This is a genomic window from Shewanella sp. NFH-SH190041 (genome assembly GCF_024363255.1).
In the GTDB taxonomy this organism is placed as follows: Bacteria; Pseudomonadota; Gammaproteobacteria; order Enterobacterales; family Shewanellaceae; genus Shewanella.
Genome location: NZ_AP026070.1, coordinates 4,017,162 through 4,043,543, shown reverse-complemented (window position 1 = coordinate 4,043,543; position 26,382 = coordinate 4,017,162). Strand labels below are relative to the sequence as shown.

24 protein-coding genes are annotated in these 26,382 nt (G+C 49.0%); 10 read left to right on the top strand and 14 right to left on the bottom strand.

Annotated features, from left to right (window positions below):
• Positions 1-930 precede the first annotated feature (930 nt).
• From NFHSH190041_RS18005 to NFHSH190041_RS17995, 3 genes are all read left to right on the top strand, one after another.
• Positions 931-3,381: a DUF1561 domain-containing protein gene (locus NFHSH190041_RS18005; RefSeq protein WP_261923086.1), complete on the top strand. Its 2,451-nt coding sequence runs from the start codon at positions 931-933 to the stop codon at positions 3,379-3,381.
• Positions 3,382-3,404: 23 nt separating this feature from the next.
• Positions 3,405-5,810, top strand: a complete 2,406-nt coding sequence (locus tag NFHSH190041_RS18000) for an RICIN domain-containing protein (protein ID WP_261923085.1) — start codon at positions 3,405-3,407, stop codon at positions 5,808-5,810.
• An 886-nt stretch (positions 5,811-6,696) separates the two neighbouring features.
• A complete protein-coding gene (locus tag NFHSH190041_RS17995) occupies positions 6,697-9,144 on the top strand; it encodes a DUF1561 domain-containing protein (RefSeq protein WP_261923084.1) in 2,448 nt (815 codons plus the stop codon).
• 114 nt (positions 9,145-9,258) lie between these two features.
• Here NFHSH190041_RS17995 and NFHSH190041_RS17990 read toward each other — a convergent pair whose 3' ends face one another.
• From NFHSH190041_RS17990 to NFHSH190041_RS17955, 8 genes are all read right to left on the bottom strand, one after another.
• Entirely contained in the window at positions 9,259-9,582 is a 324-nt protein-coding gene (locus NFHSH190041_RS17990; protein ID WP_261923083.1) for a hypothetical protein, read from the bottom strand.
• Positions 9,583-9,690: 108 nt separating this feature from the next.
• Positions 9,691-10,473 carry a molybdate ABC transporter substrate-binding protein gene (gene modA, locus NFHSH190041_RS17985; RefSeq protein WP_261923082.1) on the bottom strand — a complete coding sequence of 261 codons (783 nt, stop codon included), beginning with the start codon at positions 10,471-10,473 and terminating at the stop codon, positions 9,691-9,693.
• A gap of 179 nt (positions 10,474-10,652) precedes the next feature.
• A complete protein-coding gene (locus NFHSH190041_RS17980; RefSeq protein ID WP_261923081.1) occupies positions 10,653-10,994 on the bottom strand; it encodes a hypothetical protein in 342 nt (113 codons plus the stop codon).
• A gap of 131 nt (positions 10,995-11,125) precedes the next feature.
• Positions 11,126-11,674 carry an SMI1/KNR4 family protein gene (locus NFHSH190041_RS17975; RefSeq protein WP_261923080.1) on the bottom strand — a complete coding sequence of 183 codons (549 nt, stop codon included), beginning with the start codon at positions 11,672-11,674 and terminating at the stop codon, positions 11,126-11,128.
• A 92-nt stretch (positions 11,675-11,766) separates the two neighbouring features.
• Entirely contained in the window at positions 11,767-12,378 is a 612-nt protein-coding gene (locus NFHSH190041_RS17970) for a DUF4303 domain-containing protein (protein ID WP_261923079.1), read from the bottom strand.
• A 20-nt stretch (positions 12,379-12,398) separates the two neighbouring features.
• Positions 12,399-12,914, bottom strand: coding sequence for a lysozyme inhibitor LprI family protein (locus NFHSH190041_RS17965; RefSeq protein WP_261923078.1), 516 nt, complete (start codon positions 12,912-12,914; stop codon positions 12,399-12,401).
• Between the two features lie 97 nt (positions 12,915-13,011).
• Positions 13,012-13,473: a TerB family tellurite resistance protein gene (locus NFHSH190041_RS17960; RefSeq protein ID WP_261925174.1), complete on the bottom strand. Its 462-nt coding sequence runs from the start codon at positions 13,471-13,473 to the stop codon at positions 13,012-13,014.
• Between the two features lie 117 nt (positions 13,474-13,590).
• Positions 13,591-14,142: a DUF2780 domain-containing protein gene (locus NFHSH190041_RS17955; RefSeq protein WP_261923077.1), complete on the bottom strand. Its 552-nt coding sequence runs from the start codon at positions 14,140-14,142 to the stop codon at positions 13,591-13,593.
• Positions 14,143-14,319: 177 nt separating this feature from the next.
• On the opposite strand from NFHSH190041_RS17955, the gene NFHSH190041_RS17950 reads away from it, so the two are divergent.
• A complete protein-coding gene (locus NFHSH190041_RS17950) occupies positions 14,320-15,039 on the top strand; it encodes a hypothetical protein (protein ID WP_261923076.1) in 720 nt (239 codons plus the stop codon).
• A 4-nt stretch (positions 15,040-15,043) separates the two neighbouring features.
• Positions 15,044-16,456: a DUF4145 domain-containing protein gene (locus tag NFHSH190041_RS17945; RefSeq protein WP_261923075.1), complete on the top strand. Its 1,413-nt coding sequence runs from the start codon at positions 15,044-15,046 to the stop codon at positions 16,454-16,456.
• On the opposite strand, the gene NFHSH190041_RS17940 is transcribed toward NFHSH190041_RS17945, so the two are convergent.
• The 5 genes from NFHSH190041_RS17940 to NFHSH190041_RS17920 all read right to left on the bottom strand — a co-directional run bounded on the left by NFHSH190041_RS17940 (position 16,453) and on the right by NFHSH190041_RS17920 (position 19,508).
• Positions 16,453-16,791: a hypothetical protein gene (locus tag NFHSH190041_RS17940; protein WP_261923074.1), complete on the bottom strand. Its 339-nt coding sequence runs from the start codon at positions 16,789-16,791 to the stop codon at positions 16,453-16,455. The two genes, NFHSH190041_RS17945 and NFHSH190041_RS17940, sit on opposite strands and share 4 nt — an antisense overlap.
• Positions 16,792-16,918: 127 nt before the next feature.
• Entirely contained in the window at positions 16,919-17,860 is a 942-nt protein-coding gene (gene nrfD, locus NFHSH190041_RS17935; RefSeq protein WP_261923073.1) for a cytochrome c nitrite reductase subunit NrfD, read from the bottom strand.
• The gene (locus NFHSH190041_RS17930) at positions 17,857-18,534 is read right to left on the bottom strand and encodes a 4Fe-4S dicluster domain-containing protein (protein ID WP_261923072.1); all 678 of its coding nucleotides are present in this window, start codon (positions 18,532-18,534) and stop codon (positions 17,857-17,859) included. The genes nrfD and NFHSH190041_RS17930 overlap by 4 nt, the downstream gene beginning before the upstream one ends.
• A 9-nt stretch (positions 18,535-18,543) precedes the next feature.
• Positions 18,544-18,996, bottom strand: coding sequence for a cytochrome c3 family protein (locus NFHSH190041_RS17925; protein WP_261923071.1), 453 nt, complete (start codon positions 18,994-18,996; stop codon positions 18,544-18,546).
• 23 nt (positions 18,997-19,019) lie between these two features.
• Entirely contained in the window at positions 19,020-19,508 is a 489-nt protein-coding gene (locus NFHSH190041_RS17920; protein WP_261923070.1) for a hypothetical protein, read from the bottom strand.
• A gap of 339 nt (positions 19,509-19,847) precedes the next feature.
• Between NFHSH190041_RS17920 and NFHSH190041_RS17915 the strand changes: the two genes are divergently transcribed.
• Complete coding sequence (locus tag NFHSH190041_RS17915) at positions 19,848-20,813, top strand: LysR family transcriptional regulator (RefSeq protein ID WP_261923069.1); 966 nt, start codon at positions 19,848-19,850, stop codon at positions 20,811-20,813.
• Here the strand turns inward: NFHSH190041_RS17915 and NFHSH190041_RS17910 are convergent.
• Positions 20,756-21,769 carry a LysR family transcriptional regulator gene (locus tag NFHSH190041_RS17910; RefSeq protein ID WP_261923068.1) on the bottom strand — a complete coding sequence of 338 codons (1,014 nt, stop codon included), beginning with the start codon at positions 21,767-21,769 and terminating at the stop codon, positions 20,756-20,758. The two genes, NFHSH190041_RS17915 and NFHSH190041_RS17910, sit on opposite strands and share 58 nt — an antisense overlap.
• 119 nt (positions 21,770-21,888) lie before the next feature.
• Between NFHSH190041_RS17910 and NFHSH190041_RS17905 the strand changes: the two genes are divergently transcribed.
• From NFHSH190041_RS17905 to NFHSH190041_RS17885, 4 genes are all read left to right on the top strand, one after another.
• Positions 21,889-23,091, top strand: coding sequence for a multidrug effflux MFS transporter (locus NFHSH190041_RS17905; RefSeq protein WP_261923067.1), 1,203 nt, complete (start codon positions 21,889-21,891; stop codon positions 23,089-23,091).
• A 468-nt stretch (positions 23,092-23,559) separates the two neighbouring features.
• Entirely contained in the window at positions 23,560-24,171 is a 612-nt protein-coding gene (locus NFHSH190041_RS17895; protein WP_261923065.1) for a tRNA-uridine aminocarboxypropyltransferase, read from the top strand.
• Between the two features lie 179 nt (positions 24,172-24,350).
• On the top strand, positions 24,351-25,994 hold the full coding sequence (locus NFHSH190041_RS17890; RefSeq protein WP_261923064.1) for an EAL domain-containing protein: 1,644 nt from the start codon (positions 24,351-24,353) through the stop codon (positions 25,992-25,994).
• A complete protein-coding gene (locus NFHSH190041_RS17885; protein WP_261923063.1) occupies positions 25,948-26,382 on the top strand; it encodes a hypothetical protein in 435 nt (144 codons plus the stop codon). The genes NFHSH190041_RS17890 and NFHSH190041_RS17885 overlap by 47 nt, the downstream gene beginning before the upstream one ends.

Sequence of the window (26,382 nt, the reverse complement as noted above, 5' to 3'; positions counted from 1 at the left end):
GTGTTTTTTTGACAAAAACGCTGTCGCTTGGCCTGAGTTCAGCGTTGCCAGCACTACTAGCGATAGCGGCCGGTATGTGTGAGGTACTACCGGCATATGCTTGTGGTAGCGCGGTGACCAAGAGCATAACTAACGGCTTCATCTCGCGGTAAAAATTTGTAGTGTCACCATGGGTATAGTCATTTTGTTCTATAGAGCAAACTAATGGTTATTGTTGCTGTAGGGGTGAGCTGTTAGCTTCTCACTATTAATACAGTCTGGTTATGGCCAAAAGGGGAGCAATACCTGCGGAGATAAGATAGGGGAGCGCGTTTGGCATACCACCTTTGCCAGAAGTACGCCTATTACGTACTGTTGGTGTTGATGTAGCTAAGTGAGAAACAAGTATCGGATACTTAATACCAGCTAATACTGTTATTGCTGGAGGGATAAAATCGGCCTAAAAAATTTAACTGCATTACCCACTAAGCTATTGTGAAAAACTATCAGCGAAAAAATTTCAGAAAAAACTATCGGCAAAACAATTGTGCTAGGTCATTAAGTGACAATAATGCGCCGATATTTATCGAGTAAATATTGCTGAGACTAACGTTAGCGTAAAAGTGTTATACCAAAAGAGATATTAAATATATTTCGGGTATAGTTTTTTTGTTTTGAGTAAATAATTTGCGAGGTTATGCCCATAAACTCGAAAAAATAAACCTAGCCAATATACCTATTATTAATTTAGTCAGAAAGAGGTAATTAAATGGATGTTAACTGATTTAATCGTTCACCATGCCCGGCCTGGTTGTCCCTATTTCGGTTATTGTGTGGGAGTGATGTTATATCCCAATAACATCATCGGGACGCCTGACTCAGCACCCTTATTAATTTAAGTCATTGTTATTTCATTCACATGGTTATGAATGCTGTACTGTGGATGACAGCATGAATAAAGGATATGCCATGCTTTATTTATCACGCTCAGTGTTATTCGTTCATCCTGTTTATTTTATCAAGCGACTGATGATGTTTTTTGCCATGTTATTACTGGCTGGGGGCATATCGGTTACCCATGCATCACCTAATCCACAAAAAGTCGATAAAGCGTTGGATTCCAATTTTGAGGTCGCCCTGCGCAATGGCTATAGCTACTGTGTTGCCCCCTATCAGGGGAAGGATAATATCTACTACGCCTATGAGACCGCACGTACAGACAGTACGGACTGTATCGGTTACGACTGGCGCTATGATGTGCATGGCCATATTTCCACTATTATCCGCACCGATGAAGGCGGGCGCACTAATGAGCGCTATCTCTGTATGACAGATGTGGCCTCCGATGACACATCCACATACTCCTACGTCCAGCTCAAGCCCTGCTCGGTGAATAATGTTCGCCAGATTTGGAAATATAATGACACCAGTCAGCAACTGGTGAATCAGCACACCGGCAACCGGTTGCAAGAAATTAACTGGTATCTGGCCACCTCGGCAAAATCAAGCCATTTGTATGATCTGAAGGTGACCGGGCGGCCGATTTTGTTTGCGCTGGTGCCGGCACCTTTTACCTCGGCTTACCAGTTCAACTTCCATTATCCCTTTGACGGTAAATCCTATACCCAGTTGCTGGGGAAGGATGGCCGCATCAGCCAAGGGCCGTTGCGTTACGACCCTCAAACCCGGCAGATCAGCACCTTGATGCCTGATGGGCAGCAGTACTGCCTGCGTTCTAATATGCTTGGCTCAGCTAAGGACAGTGAGTTTGTCAGCTTTCAGGCTTGCCCAGACAGTTATGGTGATGGCATTGTGCCCAATCCATTGAAATGGCGGATCAGTACCAGTTTAACCAGCGGTGAAAATGGCCGGACTTTTAAGCTGGTTATTCGTGATTACAATCAGAATCTGCTGGGGGTAGAGCGCAGCGGCGGCATCAACATCGGTACTGCCTATACCATTAAACCCAAAGCGGCGCGGGATATTCCAGACAGATTCAAACCTTGGTATCTCTTCCAAGATGGTGGCGAAGTTTATGGCCGTAAGACTTATATGGCGGGGAATTATCTCGGTACCCTGCGGGACGGTATTTGCCCGGCATCGGGCGTGTATCAAGACAGTGGCAATCAACACCGGCAATTGCCACCCAACTTTAATTTACAGACTTGGCTGAATCGGCTGTATCGCATTTCTACCCATCCCGGCGGGGATGTGACTCAGGCAGCAGGGGTCTGTGGTCCTTGTTTGCTGCATGCCGCCGAGATGCTGATTGAAATCCAGCGCCATGGTAATACCCCGCCGGGGGATAATATCGATGCGCAGATGTTCAGCTTCCAAGCGGCAACCAGTATGGCCAGTTTCAGGCAACGTTTCCCGCTGCTTGCACTGAGCATGGATAATGATTTTGATCGGGCCAATTTAATTCCTTTTCACCCTTCTGCGGCGTTACATGCCGTGCTGGCCTCCGAGTATCTCAATGGCGTGTTTTTATCGACCTTGTTGGGGCGGGAGGGCTTGGTGATGACCACCTCAAATTATTTTAATTTGAGTGGCGTATTGGGGGATGACGACTTTTCCCGTATGCATGATGAAATGTTCGATGCGCCCCAGGGTACCTTGTTTGTGGTGGTTAATGGCAATGTGAATGCTCAAGGCATCCGGGATGGTCATGCCACCGCATTTATCCGCACCCCAGGCGGGGAGTTACATGCCATCCCCACCTCTGAGCCCCGTGATTCCACCAGTCAGGCCCGGTTTAACCAAATGGTTAATGAGGATCTGAACCATCCGGATTTATTGCAGCGTGCTTTGCAACTGTTTCGCCCCGCAGATTACCCGATTATTACCGAAGCGGTGATTTTTACCTTCCGCCCGGATATCCAGCAAACGCCTGCTGAAACCTTTGATGAAAACATGTTTTCTGTTGGTAATTGTACTGTTGGCGGCGCGGTAGGTGGCGCTGGGGTTGATCACAGTGCCGGTGGCGGTCAATTTCTGGCACTGCCGGCGACATTGTATCAATGCTCTGATGGTCGTTGTGACACCAGTGCCCGCCAGGCCGCCGCCAATGGCGATGATAATTTTGTGCCCAGCTGGCCGCAGCAGTGTGAATGGCTGGAGCGAGTGAATCATCGCTGGAGCTGGAATGGTGGCTCGGTTTGGGCCAAGCAACATACCTCGGCAGCCAGTTGCCGACAGGCAAATCGTTGCGCCAGTGGCGGGGGCTGTTATCGCTGGAGTGGTGCATTGGATATTGGCCAGTGTGAACATTTATGGCGTAACAGCCAAGGGCAGTGGCAATGGTTCCCCTATCGCTATTACACCCGGGAAAAGGCTTGTCGAGATGCAAATCAATGTAATGGCAACGGCCCATGCTTCCGTTGGAATGAAGGACGACCTTAACTGACATCTAACAAGGGGCAGTTATGTTTGATTTAAAAAATATAAGGCGATTGCTCGGTGCCATTGTGCTGCTGGTCTGTGCCACATTGCCGCAGGCATCGGCGTCGTCTTATCCGCAAAAAGTGGATAAGGCGCTGGATTCCAACTTTGAGGTCGCACTGCGCAATGGCTACAGCTACTGTGTGGCGCCCTATCTGGCAAAAGATAATATTTATTACGCCTATGAAACCGCGCGTAAAGACAGCACAGACTGTATCGGCTATGACTGGCGTTATGATGTGCATGGCCACATTTCTACCGTAATTACCACCGAAGGCGATCAGCCGGATAATTTTTATCTTTGTATGACGGATGTGGCGTCCAGTGATACATCTATCTATTCCTATATCCAGCTCAAGCCCTGCTCGGTGAATAATGCCCGCCAGATCTGGAAATATAACGACAGCAGCCAACAGATGGTTAATCAGCACACAGGTAATCGGTTGCAGGAAATTAACTGGTATTTAGCCACTTCGGCAAAATCGAGCAATCTGTATGATCTGAAAGTTACTGGCCGTCAGATCCTGTTTGCCTTAGTGCCAGCGCCTCTGACGTTGGCATATCAGTTTAATTTTCATTATTCCTTTGAGGGGAAATCTTACACCCGCATTTTGGGGAAGGATGGCCGCATCAGTGACGGCCCGCTGCGTTACGATCCTCAAACCCGGCAGATCAGCAAAGTGATGCCAGACGGTTATCAGTACTGTTTGCGCTCCAATATGCTTGGCACCACCACAGACAGTGAGTTTGTCAGTTTTCAGCGTTGCCCTGACAGTTATGGTGACGGCATTGTGCCGAACCCGCTGAAATGGACTATCCGCGCCAGTGTCAGTGCCCAGTCCCATGGGCGGGAATTCCCGTTGTTTATTGAAGATATTAAGGGCAACCTGTTTGGGGTGGAGCGCAGTGGCGGCATTAATATAGGTACCGGTTATACCATCAAACCCAAGGCTGTCAGTCAGATCCCAGATCGCTTTAAACCGCTATACCGTTTTCAGGATGGCGGGGAAACCTTAGGGCGGCAAAGTTACCGCTGGGGCAACTATTTAGGCTCTTTACAGCAGCAAATTTGTCCCGCGCCAGGGGTCTTTGCCGATGCGCCTGATAATCGCGCGCAGCGCAGATTGCCTGATGACTTTGATCTCAGCCGCTGGCTGCGACGTTTGTACCAGATCTCTACCCACCCCGGCGGCCCGGAAACGTCAGGCCCTTGTGGTACCTGCCTGTTGCACAGTGCGGAAATGGCGTTAGAGATGCACAGACACGGTAATCATCCTCCGGCTGAGGATGTCAGTCCGCAATTTTTTGCTTTGGATGCGGGGCAGACGTCGGTGAACAGTTTTGTGCAGCGTTTTCCCGGTTATGCAGCACAATTTCAGCAGTTGATGGGGCCCATTGTTTCCGGCACGTTTGATGCACAGGATCATGCTCGGGATGAAGTCTTGTATTTGCAATATTTAAGTACTGGGGTGTTGTCGTCTTTGTTCGGCGGTTCAGGGCTGAGCATGACACCGAGCATTTATTTTAATGCGGCCAGACGCCTGGGTAACGCCGATGTGCAGGCGATGTTGAATCACATGCGTGGCAGCCCGGTAGGCACCATGTTTATTGTGGCAAACTCGATTTGGAATCAACAGGCCGGGCAGGAAGTCAGTCATGCATCTATGTTGATCCGTACACCTGATGGGCTACATGCTGTGCCCACGTCCGAGTCATCCCAGTACTCATTTAATTTATTTTCCCAGTTGGTCAACGCCAATATCAATTCGGTTGATGGTCTCAGTGCGGTGCTGCGAAACTACCGGCCCCAACGTTTTCTGTATATGACCGAGGCGGTAGTGATCACCCTGTCCCCTGAGGCGCAAGCGGCAACACCGGCAGAAAGCTTTGATTTGGATATGTTGTCGGTAGGAAACTGCACTATAGGTGGGGCGGTAGGCGGTCAGCCGGATACTGAACATGGTGCCGGCAGTGGGCTGTCATTTACCGTGCCGGAAAACCTGTTTCAATGTGTTGGTGGTCGCTGTGATACCAGCTCAACCCAGGCTTCAGCCAACGGCGATGATAATTTCCAACCCCATTGGCCGGGACAGTGTGAACTGTTGGAGTGGGTGCGGGGTAAATGGGACTGGAATGGTGGTGCTTACTGGGCCAAGCGGCTCAATACCGCACCGCGTTGTCGGGCCGCGAATCGCTGTCGTCAAGGTGGCGCCTGTTTCCGCTGGTCTGAGACCCGGGATATCGGCCAGTGTGAACATTTATGGCGTAATAGCAAAGGACAGTGGCAATGGTTTGCTTATGGCTACTTCACCCGGGAAAAGGCTTGTCGGGACGCTAACCAGTGTAATGGCTACGGCCCCTGTTTCCGTTGGAATGATGGTCGGCCCTAGCGGGTAAGCGAGAAATACAGAACTAGCGCTGCTGGCATTTTGTTGCGGCAGCACGAAGCGTAATCTAGCAGTCAAAATGAGGCGTATTGCCATAGATGTAGTCATTTTGTTCTATAGGGCAAACTAATGGTTATTGTTGCGCTGGAAGTGAGCTGTTAGCTTCTCATTATTAATACAGTCGGGTTATGGCCAAAAGTGGAACAATACCCGTGGAGATAAGATAGAGGTGTGCGTTTGGCGTATCACCTCTGCCAGAAGATACGCCTATTACTGACTGTTGATGTGGTTTAGCGAAAGACAAACTTCGGATGCTTAATGTCTGCCAATATTGTTATTGCTTGGGAGATAACATCGCCTGGAGAATGTAGCGGTATTACCCAATAAACTAGCGCGCAAAACTATTAGCGAAAAGCTATCAGCAAAAAGCTATTAGCAAAAAATTCTCAGCGAATAGCGGAAAATTGTCAGCGAACAATGATTGGCAAAACAACAGTTGCTCGGGCATTAAGCTGAAATGCAATAATGCGCTGATATCTATCAAGCCAATATTGCTGAGATTAACGTTAGCGTAAAATGGTTATACCAAAAGAGATATTAAATATTTTGGCGCAGTCGTTTTAGCTAAAGCATTAGCGACGTTATGCCAATAAATCCATTATTAATTTAGTCAGAAAGTGGTAACTAACCAGAAGTTAACTGATTAAATTATTCACCATGCACACAGCCTGATTAATCTTATTCCGGTTATTGTGCGGGAGGCGATTATGTCGGGATAACATCACTGCGACGGTTTACTGCGCTCCATCATTAATTTAATTCATTGTTATTTCATTCACATGGTTATGAATGCAGTACTGTGGATGACAGCATAAATAAAGGATATGCCATGCTTTATTTATCAACCTCAGCGTTACCCGTTCACTCTGTTCACTTTGTCAGGCGACTGATGATGTGTTTTGCCGCCCTGTTATTACTGCTCGGGGGCACATCTGTCACGCACGCATCACCTTATCCACAAAAAGTAGACAAAGCACTGGATTCCAATTTTGAAGTAGAACTGCGCAATGGTTACACCTATTGTGTGGCGCCGTATCTGGCAAAAGACAATATTTACTATGCCTACGAAACTGCGCGTAAAGACAGCACCGACTGTATTGGTTATGACTGGCGTTATGATGTGCACGGCCATATTTCTACTGTGATCACTACCGAAGGCGACCAGCCGGATAACTTTTATCTTTGTATGACGGATGTGGCATCCGATGACACCTCAACGTATTCCTATATTCAGCTTAAGCCTTGCTCGGTGAATAATACCCGTCAAATCTGGAAATATAATGAGACCACTAAACAGATGGTCAACCAGCATACCGGCTACCGGCTGCAGGAGAATAACTGGTATTTAGCCACTTCGGCAAAATCGAGCAATCTGTATGATCTGAAAGTCACCGGCCGGGAGATTATTTTTGCGTTGGTGCCAGCGCCTTTTACCTTAGCGTATCAGTTTAACTTCCATTATCCCTTTGAAGGTAAATCCTATACCCAGATTTTAGGTAAGGATGGCCGTATCAGTCAGGGGGCGCTGCGTTACGATCCTCAGACTCGGCAGATCAGCAAGGTGATGCCGGACGGTTATCAGTACTGTTTACGTTCCAATATGCTTGGCACCACGACGGACAGTGAGTTTGTCAGTTTTCAGCGCTGCCCTGACAGCTATGGTGACGGCATTGTGCCGAACCCGCTGAAATGGAGTATTACCACGAGTGTCAGCGCGCAATCCCATGGCCGGGCTTTTAGCCTGATTATTGAAGATGCCAAAGGCAATCTCTTCGGGGTGGAACGTAGCGGCGGTATTAATATCGGTACGGGTTACACGATTAAACCCAGCGCTATCGCCAGCATTCCCGATGTCTTTAAACCTTGGTATGTGTTTCAGGATGGTGGCGAACATTATGGCCGCCAGACCTATGTGGCAGGGAATTATGCCGGTTCATTGCGGCCGGGGATCTGCCCTGCGCCCGGGGTGTTCAAAGATGCGATTGATGGCGGCAACAGTACTGCCGCTTTGCGTTTGCCGGGAAATTTTGACTTGTCCCGTTGGCTACGGCGGCTATGGTTGATTGCTTCCCATCCCGGCGGTACATCCGGTCAGTCCGGTGTTTGTGGTGCCTGTTTGTTGCACAGTATTGAAATGGTGCTGGAGATGAATCGTCATGGCAATAATGTGCCAGGGGATTCAGTCCGACCGCAGTACTTCACGTTGAATCCAGCCCAGACCACCATGGACAGTTTTACGACTCGTTTCCGAACCCTGAGCCGCATATTCCAAATGCAGCTGAACAATCCACCGCCTCGGGTATTTGCGCCGAATGATCCCACCTTGGTCAATGTACTGTCTGCACAGCATTTTGCCGGACAGATAGTGTCGCAGTTGACCGGGGGCTCTGGCCTGACGGTGACACCATCAATTTACTACAACCGTAATCGACATCTGGTCGAGGATGATTACCGCCAGATGCTGATTGATCTGCAAGCCAGTGCGGTGGGGACGATGTTTGTCACCAACTTTAATCTGCATGACTCCCAAGGCACCTTGACCGCAGGCCATGCTATTGCCCTGATCCGCACCCGGGATGGCGTGCATGCACTGCAGTCCCGGGTGCCGGGGATGCCGCTGGAAGATTTTAGCCGGGAAACCATGGCAGTGATTAATACGCCAGCCCAGTTAGAGACGGCGATGAACCCAGATCCTCAGCGCTTTCCTTATCTGCAGGAGGCGGTGCTGTTTTCCCTGTCTCCGACCGATCCTGAACCGGCGGAGGTGACGTTTGACCAAAGCGTACTGTCGGTGGGGAATTGCACGAATGGCGGCGCGGCCGGGGATATTCCCAATACCGATCATGGCGCCGGCAGTGGCTTGTCATTTACCGTGCCGGAAAACCTGTTCCAATGCAGTGATGGTCGCTGTGATACCAGTAGTAAGCAGGCCGCCGCAAATGGGGATGATGACTTTGATCCCGATTGGCCCGGGCAATGTGAATTGCTGGAATGGGTGCGGGGGAAATGGGATTGGAATGGCGGCTCTTACTGGGCGAAACGGCTGCGCACCGAGCAGAGTTGCCGGGCTGCAAACCGCTGTCGTCAGGGCGGGGCTTGTTACCGCTGGTCAAACACTCGCGACATCGGCCAGTGTGAGCATTTATGGCGTAATTGGCGCGGTCAGTGGAAGTGGTTCAAATTCAGTTATTACACCCGGGAAAAAGCCTGCCGCGATGCCAATCAGTGTAATGGTTATGGCCCGTGCTTCCGTTGGCATGAAGGGCGCCCAGACTAATCCTTACCCTAAGTTGGATTGTCACCAACGTGATGGGTCAAAAGGATGGGACGGAAGGGGTAATGAGAAAAGGATAATGAGAAAGGGATAAAAGCCTGATAAGGGCGGGGGAGACTAAAATAAACTTCCCTGCCTTGCATGGTGGGCATCTATGGCCTGTGGGTTTTCAACCTGTTGATAATGGTCGACCCAGACCATGTTGCTGCGTGGAAATTCCTTTTTCAGTACTTTTTTGGCCATTTTCTGTGTCGCGGATAGGTCCCCTAGGTAAGACCCATGTATAAAGCCGGTTTCAAGCAGTTGAAATTGGTTGGGTGCAAGGCAATAGATGATAAAGCCCCGATCTTTTTTATAGGTTCTAAATTGCATCGCGTCCTTGGGCTGCATGTTATCTAACTCGGTGGCAATCAAGGGCAAAATATTGGAGATATGGATCATCGCTCAGTCGCTCCATTTAGCTATCCATCAAAGGGATGGTGCGACAGCTATCTTATCTGCCGCACCGCCGTATGCAATTTTATGCCGATGAATTTTGCGTAAGGTCTGTTAGTGGGCAATGCCAAAGCCATATTGAGTAAAGACTTGCTGTGCTGCCGGAGTTTGCAGGTAATGGTAAAAATCGGTGGCGGCAGCAGAAGGGGTGGCACCAATTAAAGTCATTGGATATTGAATTGGCTGGTGGCTGTCTTGAGGGAAAGTCGCAACAATTTTCACCGCTTTTGCACTCTTGGCATCTGTGTCATAAACAATGCCAAGGGCTGATTCTTTACTTTCGACAAGTGCCACCGCTTTACGCACATTGGCGGCATAAGCCAGTTCTGGTTTAGCTTGTTGCCACAAATCAAAATGTTGCAGTGCCTGTTGGGCATAGCGTCCCGCTGGGGCATGCTCGGGATCGCAGACTGCCATTTTGCTGCCGTGCAGCGCGGCGCGAAGATCCCATTTGGCTGATAAATCAACCTGCTGTAGTGGGCTGTTCTTGGGCGCGATCATCACCAGATTCGCTGTCAGCAACGTAACCGGCGTTTTTGGGGTAACGGCATGGTTATCGATCAGGTATTTCATCCATTTCTGGTTAGCTGACAGATAAATTTGTGCTGGGGCACCTTGTACTATTTGGCGGGCTAATGAAGCTGCACAGGCAAAGGAAAACTCGACCTTGGTGTCATGGGTTTTGTCATATGTCTGTCCTAGCTCTGTCAGGGCGTTGGTCAGCGCCGGTGGTGCAAAAACTAACACCTTTTCGGTTGCTTGCGCCTGAATTGTGCCAGCCAGCAGCAGGGCTGCGGTAAACAGGGTGCGGGAAAAACCTTTTGTGAATAGGGTCATGGTCAGTTTCCTTGTGGTGCAGCCCGAAAGAGCCGCTGTCAGACAGGGGTAAAACACGCGTTATATACATTAATATATATCGATTGGGCAAGGTGTTTACCCCAGAGCTATGACTCCGACCGTATTTTTAGCGCAATTTACCCTTTGGCTCAGGGGGTATAGGGACCTGTAGCGACGCTTTAGCGCTTTTGCTGCGCCGATTGCATTTTCAGCCAGAATGTCTGCTGACAGCGGTTATAAAACTGCTTGCTAGCGGGATGAATGTTCAGCCCTGCACTGTCGCCGATATGATAGCTGATCCAGCATTCAGGGCAGCTTTGTAGTGAATCTGCTGTGGCCGGATCTTCCTGCTCGATTTGGCAGCGTACCGTCACCCCATTGTTGAAGTGGTACAGGGTGTCGGTTTCGGTCAGGCTACCGATACTGTCAGTGTGGCACTGCTGTTGTTGCTGTTGATGGTCAATACTGACCACAGAGGGTAATTGATTGATGGCACTGATATAGCTGTAGAGTTGATTCATTTTGTGTACTGTTTTGGCTTGCGGTATGACGCTGTGAATTGTTTATCGATGTGCATGAATATTGTCCCCAGCAGATCAGGCATCGACAGATGAGCCCCGTTCTGCTGGTGGAGATTATATATGGGTTGGTGTCAGTCCAGATACGCTTCTGTCCAGCGTTCATTTTTCAGGTAAGTCACCATATTCTCGAGGAAGGCTTCAAAATCACTGGCGACTAGGCATTTCACATCCTCATCAATGCCGCAGGATATTATCTGTCCCTGTGTGCCACGGATATCAGGATCAAAGTCCAGCGCCATAAAGTTGCCACTGCCATCATCGGTAACGGGGATCCAGTGGGGATTGGTGTATAAAGGCTTGATGACGCCCACAGGGTCTGACTCCATTAAACCACGGTTTTCTTGGTTTAATGCTTCATCGTCCAAATTTAACCAGTGATCCCAGCATTGTTTGATCCCATCAATTGATAGCAGGCGTGCCCCAAAGGCAATGCCTAGAGCATCATGCTGCTGACCATTATAAACCGCCAGTAGATTTTTAACGCTTTGCGGCAGAGTTTGGCCAAGGTGCTGCTCCAGCCCGCTAATTTCATCGTTGCTGGCGCCGGGGTTGAGTTTAGCTGCGGTCAAAATACCAAGTTCGGTAAGGGTTGCCGTGATCAGTTCAATATTGTGATCCATTTATCTGTCCATTAAGAGTTTGAGTCTGATAACTGTCTGCCACGATTACCGCCGTAATGGGTAATCGTGGTGAAAATACGGGGTGGCCAGTATTACTGCAGGCAGTGATAAAACTGTTGCGCAAGCTCGGAGCCAGCTAATGCTTTCACGGCGCTGGTAGACAGTGCTAATTCCCATTCTGATGCATCAGAAAACCAAATCAGTACCAGTTTATTTTGCTGTTCCAGCCAGTCAAACTCGCCAGCTTTATCTAGCTCTTGCAGGGCTTGCAGCATGGCGTTGAAGAGTTTCTCAATGTGGGTTTGCCAAAATTGCAGTACATCTTGATTTATCGGATCATCACTTTCCTGATAATAATCATCAAATTCTCGCTGACAACGTTCAAAGGTTTGATGTAACTGATCCAAAATAGCATTTGCTGGTGCGATGCAGGCATTATTGTCTTCATGCAGATGCCATTCATCAGGACAGAACTTATCGTACTCATCGATGGCACGTTCAATGGTATTCATCACGGGATAAAAATGGGGCAGGCCACCACAGCTATATAGGGCATAGCCATAGGGTTTTAGCTGAGGAAATGCTGCCCGGAATTGGCTCATATGGGTGATTACGGCGGTTTTTACCGCTTCTGTCAGGGGTTTTAGATCTTGTTGCATCCAGTCCTGCCAGATGGCACGGCCTTCAAGTTCGTACGCAGTCATTGTCTCTGTCCTGTGTCAGGTTAGGGTTGTGATGCCGTCATGGCTTCCAACCAGCGTTTCAGCAGTAAAGCCCGATGGCGAATCATTGGCGTAATCGCTGCGTCCCTGTCCCCAGCCGCCATGGCAATATACATGGTGCCTTGTTGCATATTCAGCGCTTCAACATAGTGGTTGAAATCCATGGTGCGGTCACGTGATAGCAGCCAAGCCCGTTGGCTTTGGCGCAGGGCTTGCTGGCCGCTTTTATTCAATGTCTGCATCAGCAATTGGTAATAGGTGTTGAGTTCCCTATCCCAAACTTGACTGCCGACAAAGCAGCGAGGTGCTAACGAGCCGCCATAACTGTTATCCAAACATTGCTGGGTATAGTCAGCGATATATTTGTCAAAGGCGGCCGTAGAAGGGTAATCATTTAATCGGTCAAACTGCGCCAGTGGTCGTTCGGTGAATTGCGCAGCATTTGCAGGGATGTTTAACAGCAATAGCAGGGAAAATAATGAAAAGCTGAAAAGAATTTGGGGAAATAACTTGCGCATCAGTGTGTTTGGTAGTGAAAGATGCTGCCAGTGTACCACTCCCCCAAGAGGGGGGTAACGCTGCACCGGCCATTGAGGGCCGGTGTTTAGATTCGATTTAATCTTGGGCGCGCTGTATCTCAATCGCACGATTACGTGCCTGAATTAGCTCTGAATGTTTTAGGTATAACAGATCGGCCATCCGGCGGATGATTTGATCTTCATACTGGCACAGTTTGCCGTCGGCATAGGCCAATTGCCACATAGCCAGTACCAGTTGCTGTTTTTGTTCAATGGAAAAGGCGGCATTAATTTCAGTGGTGAATTCGTACAGTGACGTGGCTTCTTTTTGTCGGCTTCGTGCTTCATCGATCACACTTTGGCTGTCAGTGGCGCTTAATCCCAATGTTTGTTGCATTACCTGTGGTAGCAGGTGTTCTTCTTCTGGCGCCAAGACTTCATCGGCAAATACCACTTCCAGCAGCATACTGGCGGCCGCCAGATTGAGTTGGCGTTGTTTTTCTTCCGGGGATTGGGTTTGCAGGTGCGCGTTCAGGAAATTTTTCAGTTTAGCAAGCATGGGCAGCGGGCTTTGTCTGTTTACGTCATTAAAGGCTAGCATAGGTTGCCGCTGCAATTGAAATGAACAGATGATCATCCGGCTTGGCATGTTGTCAGGCCGGATGATGATGCTGATTTACAGCAAGGCGTTCAGCCCTTGACTCAACAGCGCGACCGCATGGTTGTCAGAGTGTTTTTGCAGATACTCTTTGAGCATATTGATCAGCGGAATGGCTTGTTCTTTGGCAATGCCCAGTTTAGCAAAGGCATCATAGACCATCGCGCCGCCCTGGAAGGATTTCCCCAGATCGCCTGCCTCGGACAACAATCCGGACATGCCGCTGTTTTTATCTAATACGGGCGCCGCAGCCAGCAAAGCGTCTGCCCCAGGGATATCTTTGCTCAACGATTGGAATTTCTGCTCACCCAGAGTGGATTTAGTCAGACTCAGTATTGTGCCCAGACCACCTTGCGCCTGTTCTTGGGTCATACCCAATTTACTCATGGTGTCTTTCACCAGTGGGTTATGGGCTAAGGCATCGCTGGCAACGGCTGACAGAGATGGTGTCTGTTGCTGAGCCGCAGGCTCACTTTTTGGCATAAACAGATCGGTAAACCAGTTAGCCTGTGCTGGCACGGCCACGGCGGAGGCAGCCAGCAGGGCTGCGATACTGATAGTTCTTTTCATAGTTTCCCGGTAATGCAGGTAGTTAAGTTCTAAGGCATATTCTATTGCTTCAACAAACCGCTTGCACATGTTTCTGCGCGTATCATCTTGCTCTGGGCTGCAACCCAGTGCAAGGGATAGGGAATTTGGGTATTCTTACTGCCTGTTGTTCAGTATTAATTCATTTTTGGGAAAGCCATGTCTTTGTCCTCTGTATTCAGCGAAGCGTTCTACTTTTTCCGTAACCACCTCCGCCAGCTTGCCCTGCTGACCTTACCATTTATTGTGGTACAGCTAGGGATCCAATATTGGCTAGGGGGGCAGTTTCAAGCGATTGATCAGAATAATCCAGCATTTCACACCAGCCATATGATCGCCGTGATGGTCGTCTTACTGGTGTTTTCTTGGTTTATTGCTGCATTGACTTTGTTTTTGGAATGGCGCTCCCAGGGGTACTCTCCTCGAAATGGCCAGGTTCTGGTTGGTAGTTTGAAATTTGTGCCACCGCTATTGTTGGCCGGGGTATTTTCAGCACTGTTGATCGTTGCGCCAAGTATGCTGAGCGCCGCCTTTGGGCCGCTGTGGATCATCGGTTTGGTGTTGAGTATTTATCTTTTTGCCAGACTGGCTTACGTCAATTTTATGGTGGTCACTGAACGCCTGACCCCATTTGAAGCCATAAAAGCCAGCTTCAGATTTGCCAACGGCACTCTAGTACTGAAGACCATGCTGGTCCTGCTGGTGTATCTGCCGATTTTGCAGTTTGGCGGTTTGCTGATTAAGTTGGCATCTGCTGCTGGTGCGCCATTGCAGTTTGTGGTGGAAGTGCTGATTGCTTTTATTGGTCTGTTCGTCAACATTGCGCTGTTCCGCCTGTATATGGTGAACCGTAAGCGTGCTGAGGCCGTACAGGGATAACCCCATGACTGATACTGACTTTGTCCGTGATTTAGTGCCTGAACTACTGGCTGATTATCAAGATGCCAAAGGCTATGCGGCCGATGTGCCGACCCAGTCGCTATTGCATATTCGCGCTCTCGCGCATCGGCTAACCCGCAGATTGGCGGCGGATAGGGTCAGTTTCACCAGTCCTAATTTGTATGAGCGCATTGAACAGCTCAACCAGCAGCGTCTTATCGATGTGCCTACGGCCCGGGCGCTGCATAAACTCCGGGGGCATGGCAACCGTGGCGCCCATCCGGAAAAATACCATCTGACCAAATCCCAGTTACAAACCCTGGCACAGAAGGCAATTCGAGATTGCCTCTCGTTGTTGGAGCATTTGTATTACAAATGGCATCGTAAACCGGCACCGACCTATGAGTTTGAGCAGGCCGCGGCTTTGTCGGCAAAAGAGCTGTGTTACCGGGCCGTGATGCAGGATGATGCCGAAGCGAGGTACTTAGTTGGTATGTCGCTGAAAGCCAAGGCGCTGATGGAACTGGAGCAGGAGCAAGCACAGGCATTAGACGAGGAAGACAGAGCGCCACAGAGCCATTCTGCGGCGACTTTCAGTCAGGCGGCATATTGGTTTGAGCTGGCCGCCCCTGCCCACCATGGTGCCTTATTTGAACATGGGGTGGCGTTACTGCACGGTTATCGTGGTCAGGCGGAACCGGCTGCGGGGGAAGCATTAATTGCTGAAGCGGCAGGTTACCGATTACCGGCGGCTCAGGCCTTGCTGGGATATTTCTATCTGGTCGGCGGGCACAGTATTTCCGCAGATGAATTGCAGGCAGAAAAGTATCTGACCCAAGCGGCAGAGGCGGGTAACAGTGAGGCCATGTCTAATCTCGGGGTACTGTGGTATCAGCGTGGTGAGCTGGATAAGGCATTTGGATGGATTTCTCGCGCAGCCCGTAGCGGTTTTGCCAATGCTCAATACCATTTGGCGTTGATGTTAGCGCAGGGCGAAGGCTGTGATGCCGATACCGCCGCCAGTGAACACTGGTTGGCCGAGGCCGCAGAACATGGTCAGCTGGATGCCATGTTGGAACGGGCGCGGCATATGCTCAATGATGAACAGGCATTTGGCAGTGATCTGTCCGAGGCGGAAAATTATCTGCGTCAGGTGATCCGCTTTGGCCACAGTGTGCCAGCCATGCTAGAGCTGAGTATTGCGCTAGCCGATGGCATGTTGGGGCGAATTGATGTTGTTGGTGCTGCGGCATTGCTGAAGTTGGCGCGCAGTTTAGCTGATGACGAGCAGTTGGCAGTCATCCGCCCTTTGTGGGCATCGTTGTTAGAGCAGATCCAGCGGGTGACTCCTCTGAGCCAAGATCCCGGCGAGCAAAAATCGCTGCGCCGAGCCCAAGAACTGCTGAGTGAAGATTAGTACTGACCGTTATCGTATACCTGCCCCACATGAGGACGCGGTTTGAAGTGGTCTTTTTCTAAAATACTATTGTGATGTTCAGCAGCCGGATCTGGCTGATTAACAGTATCGCCTTGTGGGGCACCACGATTTTGGCGACGCTGGTATTGTTTCACCTGATAACTGACATACAGTCGGGCTGCAACCATGATGGTTAAAATCATCAGGGCACCAAATAACAGTACAAATGGCAGGGCGATAAATGCTGCTGCCAGCAGAGCACCTGTTGCTACAAGTGCGATAAAACGTTGAAGTCCGGGGATATTTTTCATTTGTAACTTAACAGTACGGTACATATGTCATTCCTCATTAACTTTTTGTTAGTTTGCCCTGAGGAATCGGGGAAAGCGAATGAAGTATTTTTCATCCACTTTGGGCGTAAATTAGGCAGATGATGCCGTAGACAATCCTCTGCCGATAGGATTATAACGAAGTCATTTGCCCGGTATAAAGGATAAAGTGGCGCAGCAGCAAGACGCCCAACAAACTCATGGATGCTGTGGCGGCCACATAGCTGAAGCGGCGTTGGGCAGAGGCGGTCATAAACAGGTTCATTGCCAGTGGCAGTGATAGCCCCAGCCCGATAATCCCTCCCCAGAACACCCAGCCCCAGAACCCTGGCCCTAACGCATTCCACGCTGCCACTTGTCGTTGACCACCACTGAGCACCAAGCCGGCAAAGAAGGTGAATAGCATCACCAGCTCCGTCAGGATCAAGGGGATCTCTATCTTATGGATAAATTTGACTTCCCGGCTGTCAGCTTGCCCTTTGAGTAATACGCCCAGCAACAGGGCTCCGGCCGCCCCGGATGACAGACCTGAGATAAGGAATAACAGTGGCAGAACCGGATTATTTAACAAGGGGTAGCCCGGCAATGCTGACAATAAAAAGCCCGTATAGGCCCCCAGTGCTAAAGACAGAATCATGGTGAGTCCGGTGATGCCGGCTTCATAGCGGGTGAGTTGTTGCAGCAATCGCTCAGCCAATGGCAGCCGGGTAGATAGCCAAGCTGACAGGGGCACCGCAAAGACAATGGCTATCCAGGCAAACATAAACAGCTGGAATACCAGCAGCACCATTACCCCCAGCGACATAACCGACAGCGGATTGTAGAACACCAGAATTTTCCAGAAATCCAGCGGCTTGGTCAGATCAATCACTAAAATGCCCAATCCGGCCCAGATTGTTAACGGGGCGATAATACAGGCCGCAATTACAAAACTTGAATGGTGGGCATGCTGTTTCAAACAGAAGTATTTCAGCAAGATGGCAAAGAAAATTGCCCCGGCTGACATACCGGCCAGAAACAGATAAATGGCGATAGGCCAATGCCATACCAGCCCGTCAAAATGAAATGGACTCATAATATGACCTCCCCGCTGGGGGCGCGGATTTTAAATAATTTCGGCCGGGTACCGAGAGATACTTTATCCCTGTCCACCGCATTGTGTTTTATCAGGCGGGTGATGGGGGCCAGTTGGTTGCTGATATCACCAAAGATCAGTGCTTTGGTGGGACAAGCGCTGACACAGGCGGGTTGTTGCCCGTGCTGTAAGCGGCTGTCAGCGCAGAAGTCACATTTATCCGCTGCCCGGGTTACCGGGTGGATAAAGCGAACCTTGTATGGGCAGGCTGCAATACAGTACTGACAGCCAACACATTTCCAGTCATCAACTTTCACAATACCCGTTTGCGCATCGATATAGGCCGCCCCGGTTGGGCAAACAGTGACACAGGGGGCATTTTCACACTGCTGACAAGATTGACGGGAAAAGTGGTAGCGCCGGTTAGGATATTCGCCAAACGGGCCGCTTCTGACCATCGTCAGGCGGGTGACATCCGCGGGAACCTGATTGGCTTCGCGGCAGGCCAGTGTGCATGCATCACAGCCAATGCACAGGGTTTCATCGTGCAGCAGAGCATATTTGACCTTGCTTGCTTGAGGTTCGCGGGCTGTGGCTAGCCGAGTCTGATATAGGCTGATGCCAGCCAATATGGCACCGGCACCTTGCAAAAAAAGACGTTTGCTTTTGTCCATGATTCAATCCTATTGGCTGCGGTGGCACTCGCTGCACAGGGCGACTCTGTCGGTCGGGGTCAATGTCCGCATAGGATCCTGCGCTAAGTGCAATTGATGGCAACTACTGCAGCTGACACCGAGGATATGCACATCATGGGTCCATTCAGATTCCCCGAGAGAACGGGGATCATGACAATTGAGACAGGGGGTTATTTGTGCCTGCAATGTGCTGGCTGGATCATTAAATTTCACCAGATTGGAGGCTTTTCTCGGGTGCCCCTGTTTTTCTCCGTGACAGTCAATACAGCGGATATCGCTCTGGCCGTGGATACCTTGCATGCTGCCATTGCGTTTATGGCATTTCATACAGGGACTATTATGTATTGCTTGGGCTAGCGGCTTACCTGTTATATCCCCCGCCGATAGCGGCAGGGGAAGTAACAACGCCGCCAATAATGAAGCAGCATAGATGTGCCACATAGTTTGACTCCCCTGTGGCGGATTTAGGCTGTTAGCGCTGTTTTAATTTTGCCGCTATCAAAAGGTGTGTTAGGCGTGATCTGAATATGATTAATATTGAACTGGCTGAATATTTTATGGATAAGAGAGGTTTTTTCTTGATCCTGCTCGTCGGTAATGACTAATTTAATTTCGCTTGAATCATGGTCAACAACAACATAATTAATAGTGCAGTTGTGTAAAACGGATTTAAGCTCTTCATTACCTTGAGCCTCAACTAATTCATCCATTTTTAAGCCATAGAGTACATCATAGCGACCACCTGAAATTGCATTCAGGTCATGAATGTAATTCAGTACTTGCTTATTGCAAAATTGAGGTTTATTGATAATGTTAATGCTTCCTGTATCCATATTGTTTTCTTTTTTGAAAAACTTAATGCAGGTTAAAATAAAAGAAATCGTGACGAAGGGAACAATAAGAAACAGTACAGAATAGATAAAAGCATAGCTGGCGATGACTGATGTGTTCATAGGGCTTCTCCGGGTTGTTGTAGTTATCTTTCCCTATCTGGTTTAATACCATACCTCATTGAAATTTAATATTTCCCGTGTAGATAGCTTGAAATAACGCTAACTTTCATTTCGGTTAAATATTCCATATTGATTTCTCAATTTTAAATACTGGTTTTTTATTTTTATAAATAAAAACAAGATTTCTGATTTTGGGAACTAAGATTTGTTGTTTTAGTGCATTAAGGTTTATTAGTGAATGCTTTTAAATCAGGATTGTTTATTAGTGTTTTTTATTGATATATAGTATTTCTTGTTTAGAATGTCTTTTGGGGGAGCAGGCCAAGAAAGGAACTCGTTATGGCTAGAGAGATAGATTTTGAAAGGATAGATTTGCTGAGTTTAAATATATTTGTTCTATTATATGAAAATAAATCAGCAACTATTACATCAAAAGCTTTAAAAATTCCTGCGCCTAAAATTAGCCGTTGCTTAAAACAGTTGCGGGAAACCTTTGGCAATGATCTTTTTGTCCGTCACCGTTATGGTATGCACCCCAATGAGTTTGCTGAGCAGATTTATCCGCTTGCGAGACATATCGTCGACACTGCCAGCGGCTTTAGCCGCTTAGATCCCACCTGCCGCCCTCCTAAGCCTGAGTACCCTATTGCGATTCCCGATGCAATCAGCTGCAGCATGATGAAGCCTCTGATGCAGATAGTGCAAAATAAAACCCACCCGATCAGCATCTCTCTGGAGTTATGGAGTGCAACGGCAATTCAACAAGTATTAAATGGCGATCTTAGCTTTGCGGTATTGTGCCATTACGCCGATGAAGCCTTGCAGGGATATAGTGATAAATTGGAATTTGTGCCGATCAAAACCATGGGGAATTTGTACCTCCTGTCCCGTGCCGGTCACCCGGTGTTGAATTCAGAGTTGGGATTTGAGCAGATTGCCCAGTATCCCTTTATTTACACTGAGTTCGGTAAGCCGGAAGAAAAAACCAGCGTATTCCAACGGTTTTGTATGGCAGAAGGGATTGCGCTGCATACAGAAATCACGATTCGTAATGTGGCAACCCTGATCGATTATCTGCTGGGATCTGATTCTCTGGCGTTAACTTCATACAGTTCTTTATATGACAAATTTTCCGATATTCCCGGACTGCATGCCTGCCGATTATCAGCCCGGGAAGTCAGTCGCCTAACCGATAAATTTCCAACCTCTAATCTGTATCTGGTGCGGCGAAAAGAGGAGCGAGAGCCTCAGTTAGACTGGTTAGCCGATGAGGTTTGCTCACTGATTGCCAGTTCATTGGACTGAGCCCCCAGTACCTGCTCCACCTTGGCCAGAATGGTATGTTTGACCCATTGATGGCCGGGTTCGTCATTGTTGCGACTGTGCCACAGTAAGACATATACCAGTGGGGAAAAATCCAGCGGCAAGGGAAGTGTGGCCAGTGGATAGAGCTTACTGGCATGTCGGGCAAAGCTGGCAGGCAAGGTAAATATCAGATCACTGTGAGCACAGATACTGGCCGCCCCATAAAAATCCGGCACAGTGGCACTGAGGTGTCGTCGCTGTCCCGATTGGGCTAAATGGTAATCCAAAGCCCACCAGTCATTCCCTTCGCAGCGCACCTGCACATGACTCAGCGACAGATAGTAATCCAGATGCCAAAATCCAGCATCCCGGGCTTGTAGCGCCGGGTGTCCCTGACGAACCAAGCAAACTTGGCGATCTTGGTACAGGGTTTTATGGGCGATACCCTCAGGCAAATTAGTGACCTTAAATTCAGATTGAGGATGCAAATCCCGCCCGGCAATGGCGAAATCTAACTGGCCTTGCAGTAGATCCTGCATGGAGTGTTCATTCCACAGATAACTGTTAAGCCGAATATTGGGCGCGGCTGTTAACAGTGGGCCGATAAAATGGGGGATCAGCGTTTCATAGGCACTTTCCACCATAGCAAAGGAAAATTCCCGTTCGCTGGAGGCGGGGACAAAGCCGGGTGGCTGGGTCAGTTGATACAGGGATTCAAGCATATCCGGTAACCGTACCGCTAACTGCAGGGCGTGGGCGGTAGGCTTAAGCCCCCGGGCGGTGCGGACAAACAACGGATCGCCCAGTGCATCACGTAGTCGGTTGAGACTTTTACTGAGAGCTGATTGGGTCAGATGCAAGCGACGGGCTGCTCGGGTCACATTCTGCTCTTCCAGCAGTACCTGCAGGATCACCAGTAAGTTGAGGTCAATGCGCAATAAATTATCCAGTTTCACATGATATTCCTGTAGGGAAATTCTCTCTGGAATATATATCATTTCTGCTCATACCTCATCCGGCGTAAAATACTCGCTGTAACACCCTTCCTTCTTTTTTTGTTTTACCTGAGATGATTATGCGACCCGGATTATTGCCGCTGCTGATGCTGATGGTGCTATTTAGCCCATTGGCGATTGATATATACCTGCCTTCCATGCCTGCGATGGCGAAAGATTTTTCGGTTTCGGCCAGTGAAGTGCAGTCCACCATTGCCCTGTTTTTGTTTGCGATGGGGGTGGGGCAGATAGTGATTGGGCCGCTGACAGACAGATTCGGTCGCCGACCAGTGGTTTTGGCTGGTGTCGTACTGTATACCCTGTCTAGTGCTCTGGCTGCTTTGGCGCAGGATTTTGCTGTTATGCAGTGGGCTCGCGTGTTGCAAGGGCTAGCCGCTTGCGCGTCCTCTATTGTGGTATTCAGTGCTGTACGTGACTGCTACAGCCCGAAAGAAAGCAGTAAAATTTACAGCTATCTTAATGGCGCTATTTGTGTGGTGCCGGCTTTGGCCCCGACTTTGGGCGGTTTGTTGGCGTTGCAGTTTGGTTGGCGCTCCAACTTTATGTTTATGTCTATCTTTGGCTTGATCATGCTGCTGGTCATTACCTTGCGTTTTCAAGAAACTCGGCCGGCTGATACTGACACTTCTGGCCCGCTATACCGTTGGGGCCGTTACCGGCCGGTATTGGCGAACAGTCACTTTATGTTTTATGCCCTGACCTGTATGGCCGCCATGGGCGCGATTCTCAGTTATGTGTCTTATTCATCTGTGTGGTTGATTGATCATTTGGGGATGAATGAACTGAGTTTTACGGCGCTGTTCGGCCTTAATGCCTGTATCAATATTGCGGCTTGTTTTACCGCTCCGCAGGTGATCCGCCGTCTGGGGAATCGCCGCACTGTGATGGTCGCCCAGGGGCTGATGTTAGTCGCCGGGTTATTAGAGTTGGCGCTGTACTATATTGCTGGCCATCAAGGCTTGATTGGTGCCTTGTGCTATATGCTGCCGATGATGCTGTTGTGTGCCGGTTTTGCTCTGCTACTTGGCCCTGCCACCTCTATGGCATTGGCACCTTTTGGTGACCGTGCTGGGACTGCTGCGGCTATGTTAGGTTGTATTCAGATGAGTGGCGCGTCAGTGATGGCGGCGCTGCTGCAACAAACCAGTTTGCCTGCGCCGGAGGCTGTTGGCTTGATGATGGTGATTATGGCAGTGATTTTTTTGGCGATTATGATGCTGAAACGTTTTGCCCACTGGCACAGTGAACCATCACTCAATTAAATCAGCTAACTGATTGATGAGATAATTATCTTTCTTATTGCTCCAATGGCTGCCTAAAGGCGGCCATTGTTGTTTCTAGGGTCTGTTGACCTTTCGAGTTTGTTTTTGCAGCGATTTGAGGGTTCTTTATACAAGGCAGAGGCTTTGATGGGTAGTTTTGCTACCTGATAAGCCGATAACGCAGTAGAAAGGAGCCTCAAACGCTGCCCGCAGGGTTCGGCTAAAAGCGTTTTACTCTTTGTTGAGCGGTTTTTGCTTAGAATAACTAGGCGGCAAACCACTCGCCGCGATTAAAACGCTTTTATCTCGAACAAAATTTAATCACGAAACGTCAACAGACCCTAGGGGCTGGGGTTAGTGGCGAAGATAATGCTGCAGCGAGTGTGATTGAATTTTCCTGGGAAATCCCGGGCGAGCAGATGCTGTGGCTGGTATACTGCCCGTCTGTACACCGCTTTGATAATTCCCATGAGTAAACGCCGTCACTGCCTGGCTTGTGACTATCCGGAAAATGCCTGTTTATGTGCCCATATTGACCCCATCGTCAGTCAGACTCAGGTGGTCATTTTGCAACATCCAGCAGAAGCTAAACATGCTAAAAACAGTGTGCGATTGTTGCGCCGGGTATTACCGCAGGCGCAGGTTTATTTAGGGGAAAGTGCCGATGATTTTGCCGCGATTCGAGCTGAGCTCAGCCAGCGTGACAGGGTTTATCTTTTGTATCCATCAGCGCAGAGCGAGCCGGCTGCATCAGTGACGGCATGCTGTGATGACCAGGGGCCACTAACACTGGTTTTATTGGATGCAACTTGGCGCAAGGCGCTGAAAATGTTCAAGCTCAATCCTTGGTTGCAACAATTGCCAGCGCTGCATCTTGGGGAGGAGATACAAGGGCGTTACACTATCCGTAAGGCCAGTCGGCCAGATAGCTTATCAACCTTGGAAGCAACGGCTTACTGTTTGGCCCAGTTGGAACCTGCTTTGTCAGTTGCTCCGTTATTCCGAGCCTTTGATGCACTGATTGAGCACAGGTTGGCGGCAATGCCAGCGTTAGTACGCCAGCGCTATTCAACGTCTTAATTATCTAAGCGTATTGATTATGGCAAGGTAGGAAAAGATGCCTACATTTGGCATGACTGATGTTTATCACACATTACCTAATGTTTTTTTGATACATAGTTAATGTTCATTGAGCAGGGACAGGATTTAATCGTATAACTAGCCACTTCGGCTGGGATGTAACCAACAGGTTTTTCAGTGTGAATCAGCTTTTCTCCTCGGTTAATCGAACCGGTAAATATGCCTTGCTGTTTGCCAGCTTGATGGCATTTTTTCTCTCATTTGTCTGCGTATTCAGTTATGCCTACTGGAAAGTAGCCAACGAGGTGAAGCAAGATGCCAAGCATATCCTCAATTTTACCGAGCATGAGATTGATGATGCCATCATAAATGTGAAGCAGTTGGATAAGCTGGATTTCCACACATGCGATGCTCAGGGTCAGCACCTATTACGGCAATACCTGTACCAGCACTTAAATGGTGGGTTGTTTTTGATGCGCCGTTTAGATGGTAAGCCTTGGTTGTATTGCTCATTAATGGGGCCAGTGCGTTTTGATGTGCCGCCCAATCAGCATGCCCATTATGTTGCCCTCCCGGGGCGGGACAAGATGATTTTGACTATGGCGACCTACCATAGGCATGGGCGTAAGCAGTCCAGTTTGTTTTTGGCTTATTTTGGGCGAGAAAACATTAGCACGGTGAGAATGCCCAAAGCGGAAAGCTATTCGTTTTTCCAACCCTCATCTATGGCCAGTAGAAAAATTGAATTGCGGCTAACTAATGGGGACGAGGTGTTCTCCATTGGGCAGTTTGATGATAGCGATGCCCGTCATATTATTACTTACAGTTACCGCTACCCAATTTATATCCGCTCTGCATTGGATATGCAGCGGGTATATAAAACGGCCTGGCATTTGGGGATTTTATTCCTGCCGGTTTATACCATCTTTTTTGTGCTGTGTTTTTACCTGATTAAAGCCATCTTCAAAGCCCGGCTCAGTATGGGCTTCCAGCTGTACAGGGCGGCTAAAAATAAAGAATTAAAGGCGTTTTATCAGCCGATCGTCGATGTCTCTACCGGGCAGGTTATTGCCGCAGAAGCATTGATCCGCTGGATAAAAGAAGATGGCACAATAGAAAAACCCGGACGCTTTATCAGTGAGCTAGAACAAAGTGAGCTGATCACCGAGGTGACGCTGGATATACTGGAGCGTATGCCAAAGGATTTAGCTGAGATTTTAGCCCAGGCGGATAATTTCCGCTGCAGCATTAATTTGGTGCCAGAGCATCTGGAAAATGATGAGTTTGTTGACCATTTGGAACGTTTGGCCCGGGATGGGTTCCCTTGTCATCAATTGGCATTGGAAATAACAGAGCGCTTGCCGCTGCGGGATTTAGCCAAGGCGCAGGCAACGATTGCCCGTTTCCGGGCATTAGGTATCTGCGTGGAGTTGGATGATGCCGGTACTGGCTATGGCGGCGCATCGTATCTGCAGGAATTGCATATCGATGTTATGAAAATCGACAAATTGTTTGTCGATACCTTGATGTTTTCTGCCAATAAAAGCCAAGTGTTGGATGCCTATCTGCAAATGGCCCGTACTCTGAATCTGGAAATTATTGCTGAAGGGGTGGAAACCCAAGCTCAATCCCAGGCCCTTCTGGAAAAAGGCGTATGTTTCCAACAAGGGTATCTCTATGCCAAGCCATTAGCAGCCAAAGATTTTGTCCTATTCTGGCAACAAAACTGTTTTAATAATCGTTGTCGTATTTTTGATGGTATCCAAGGACGGGATGATGATCAGCTACCGCACGCGCCGCATTCGTTATCAGACATGCTTTAAGTGTTTTAGTACCGCCATTATCTCTGTGGTTGTGTTAACGTCTGGATTGTCAGTTGGCTATGCTGCTGACACATCTCAGAACCGTCATGGCGGTGAGGCGCAGCCATGGCAGTCTGAGCAGTTACAGGAGCAACTGCAAAAAGCCCGTCAGGCAGCGCAGGCCACTGTTAGGCGGGAGCAGAAAGTGCTGTCCCGCCAGCAGGCACCGACTCATTCAAAAAGGGCGTGGCAGTCGCAGCAGCAGGATAAAGCCAGATTGCAATTTCAACAGCGAGCCGATCGGGAGCAGCGCTATTTGCGTCAGGCAAAACAGGCCGCGCAGCAACAAAACAAAATCGCGCCTCGCACCGGTCATCCCGAGCCAGTCAGCACCAGTCAACAACATTGA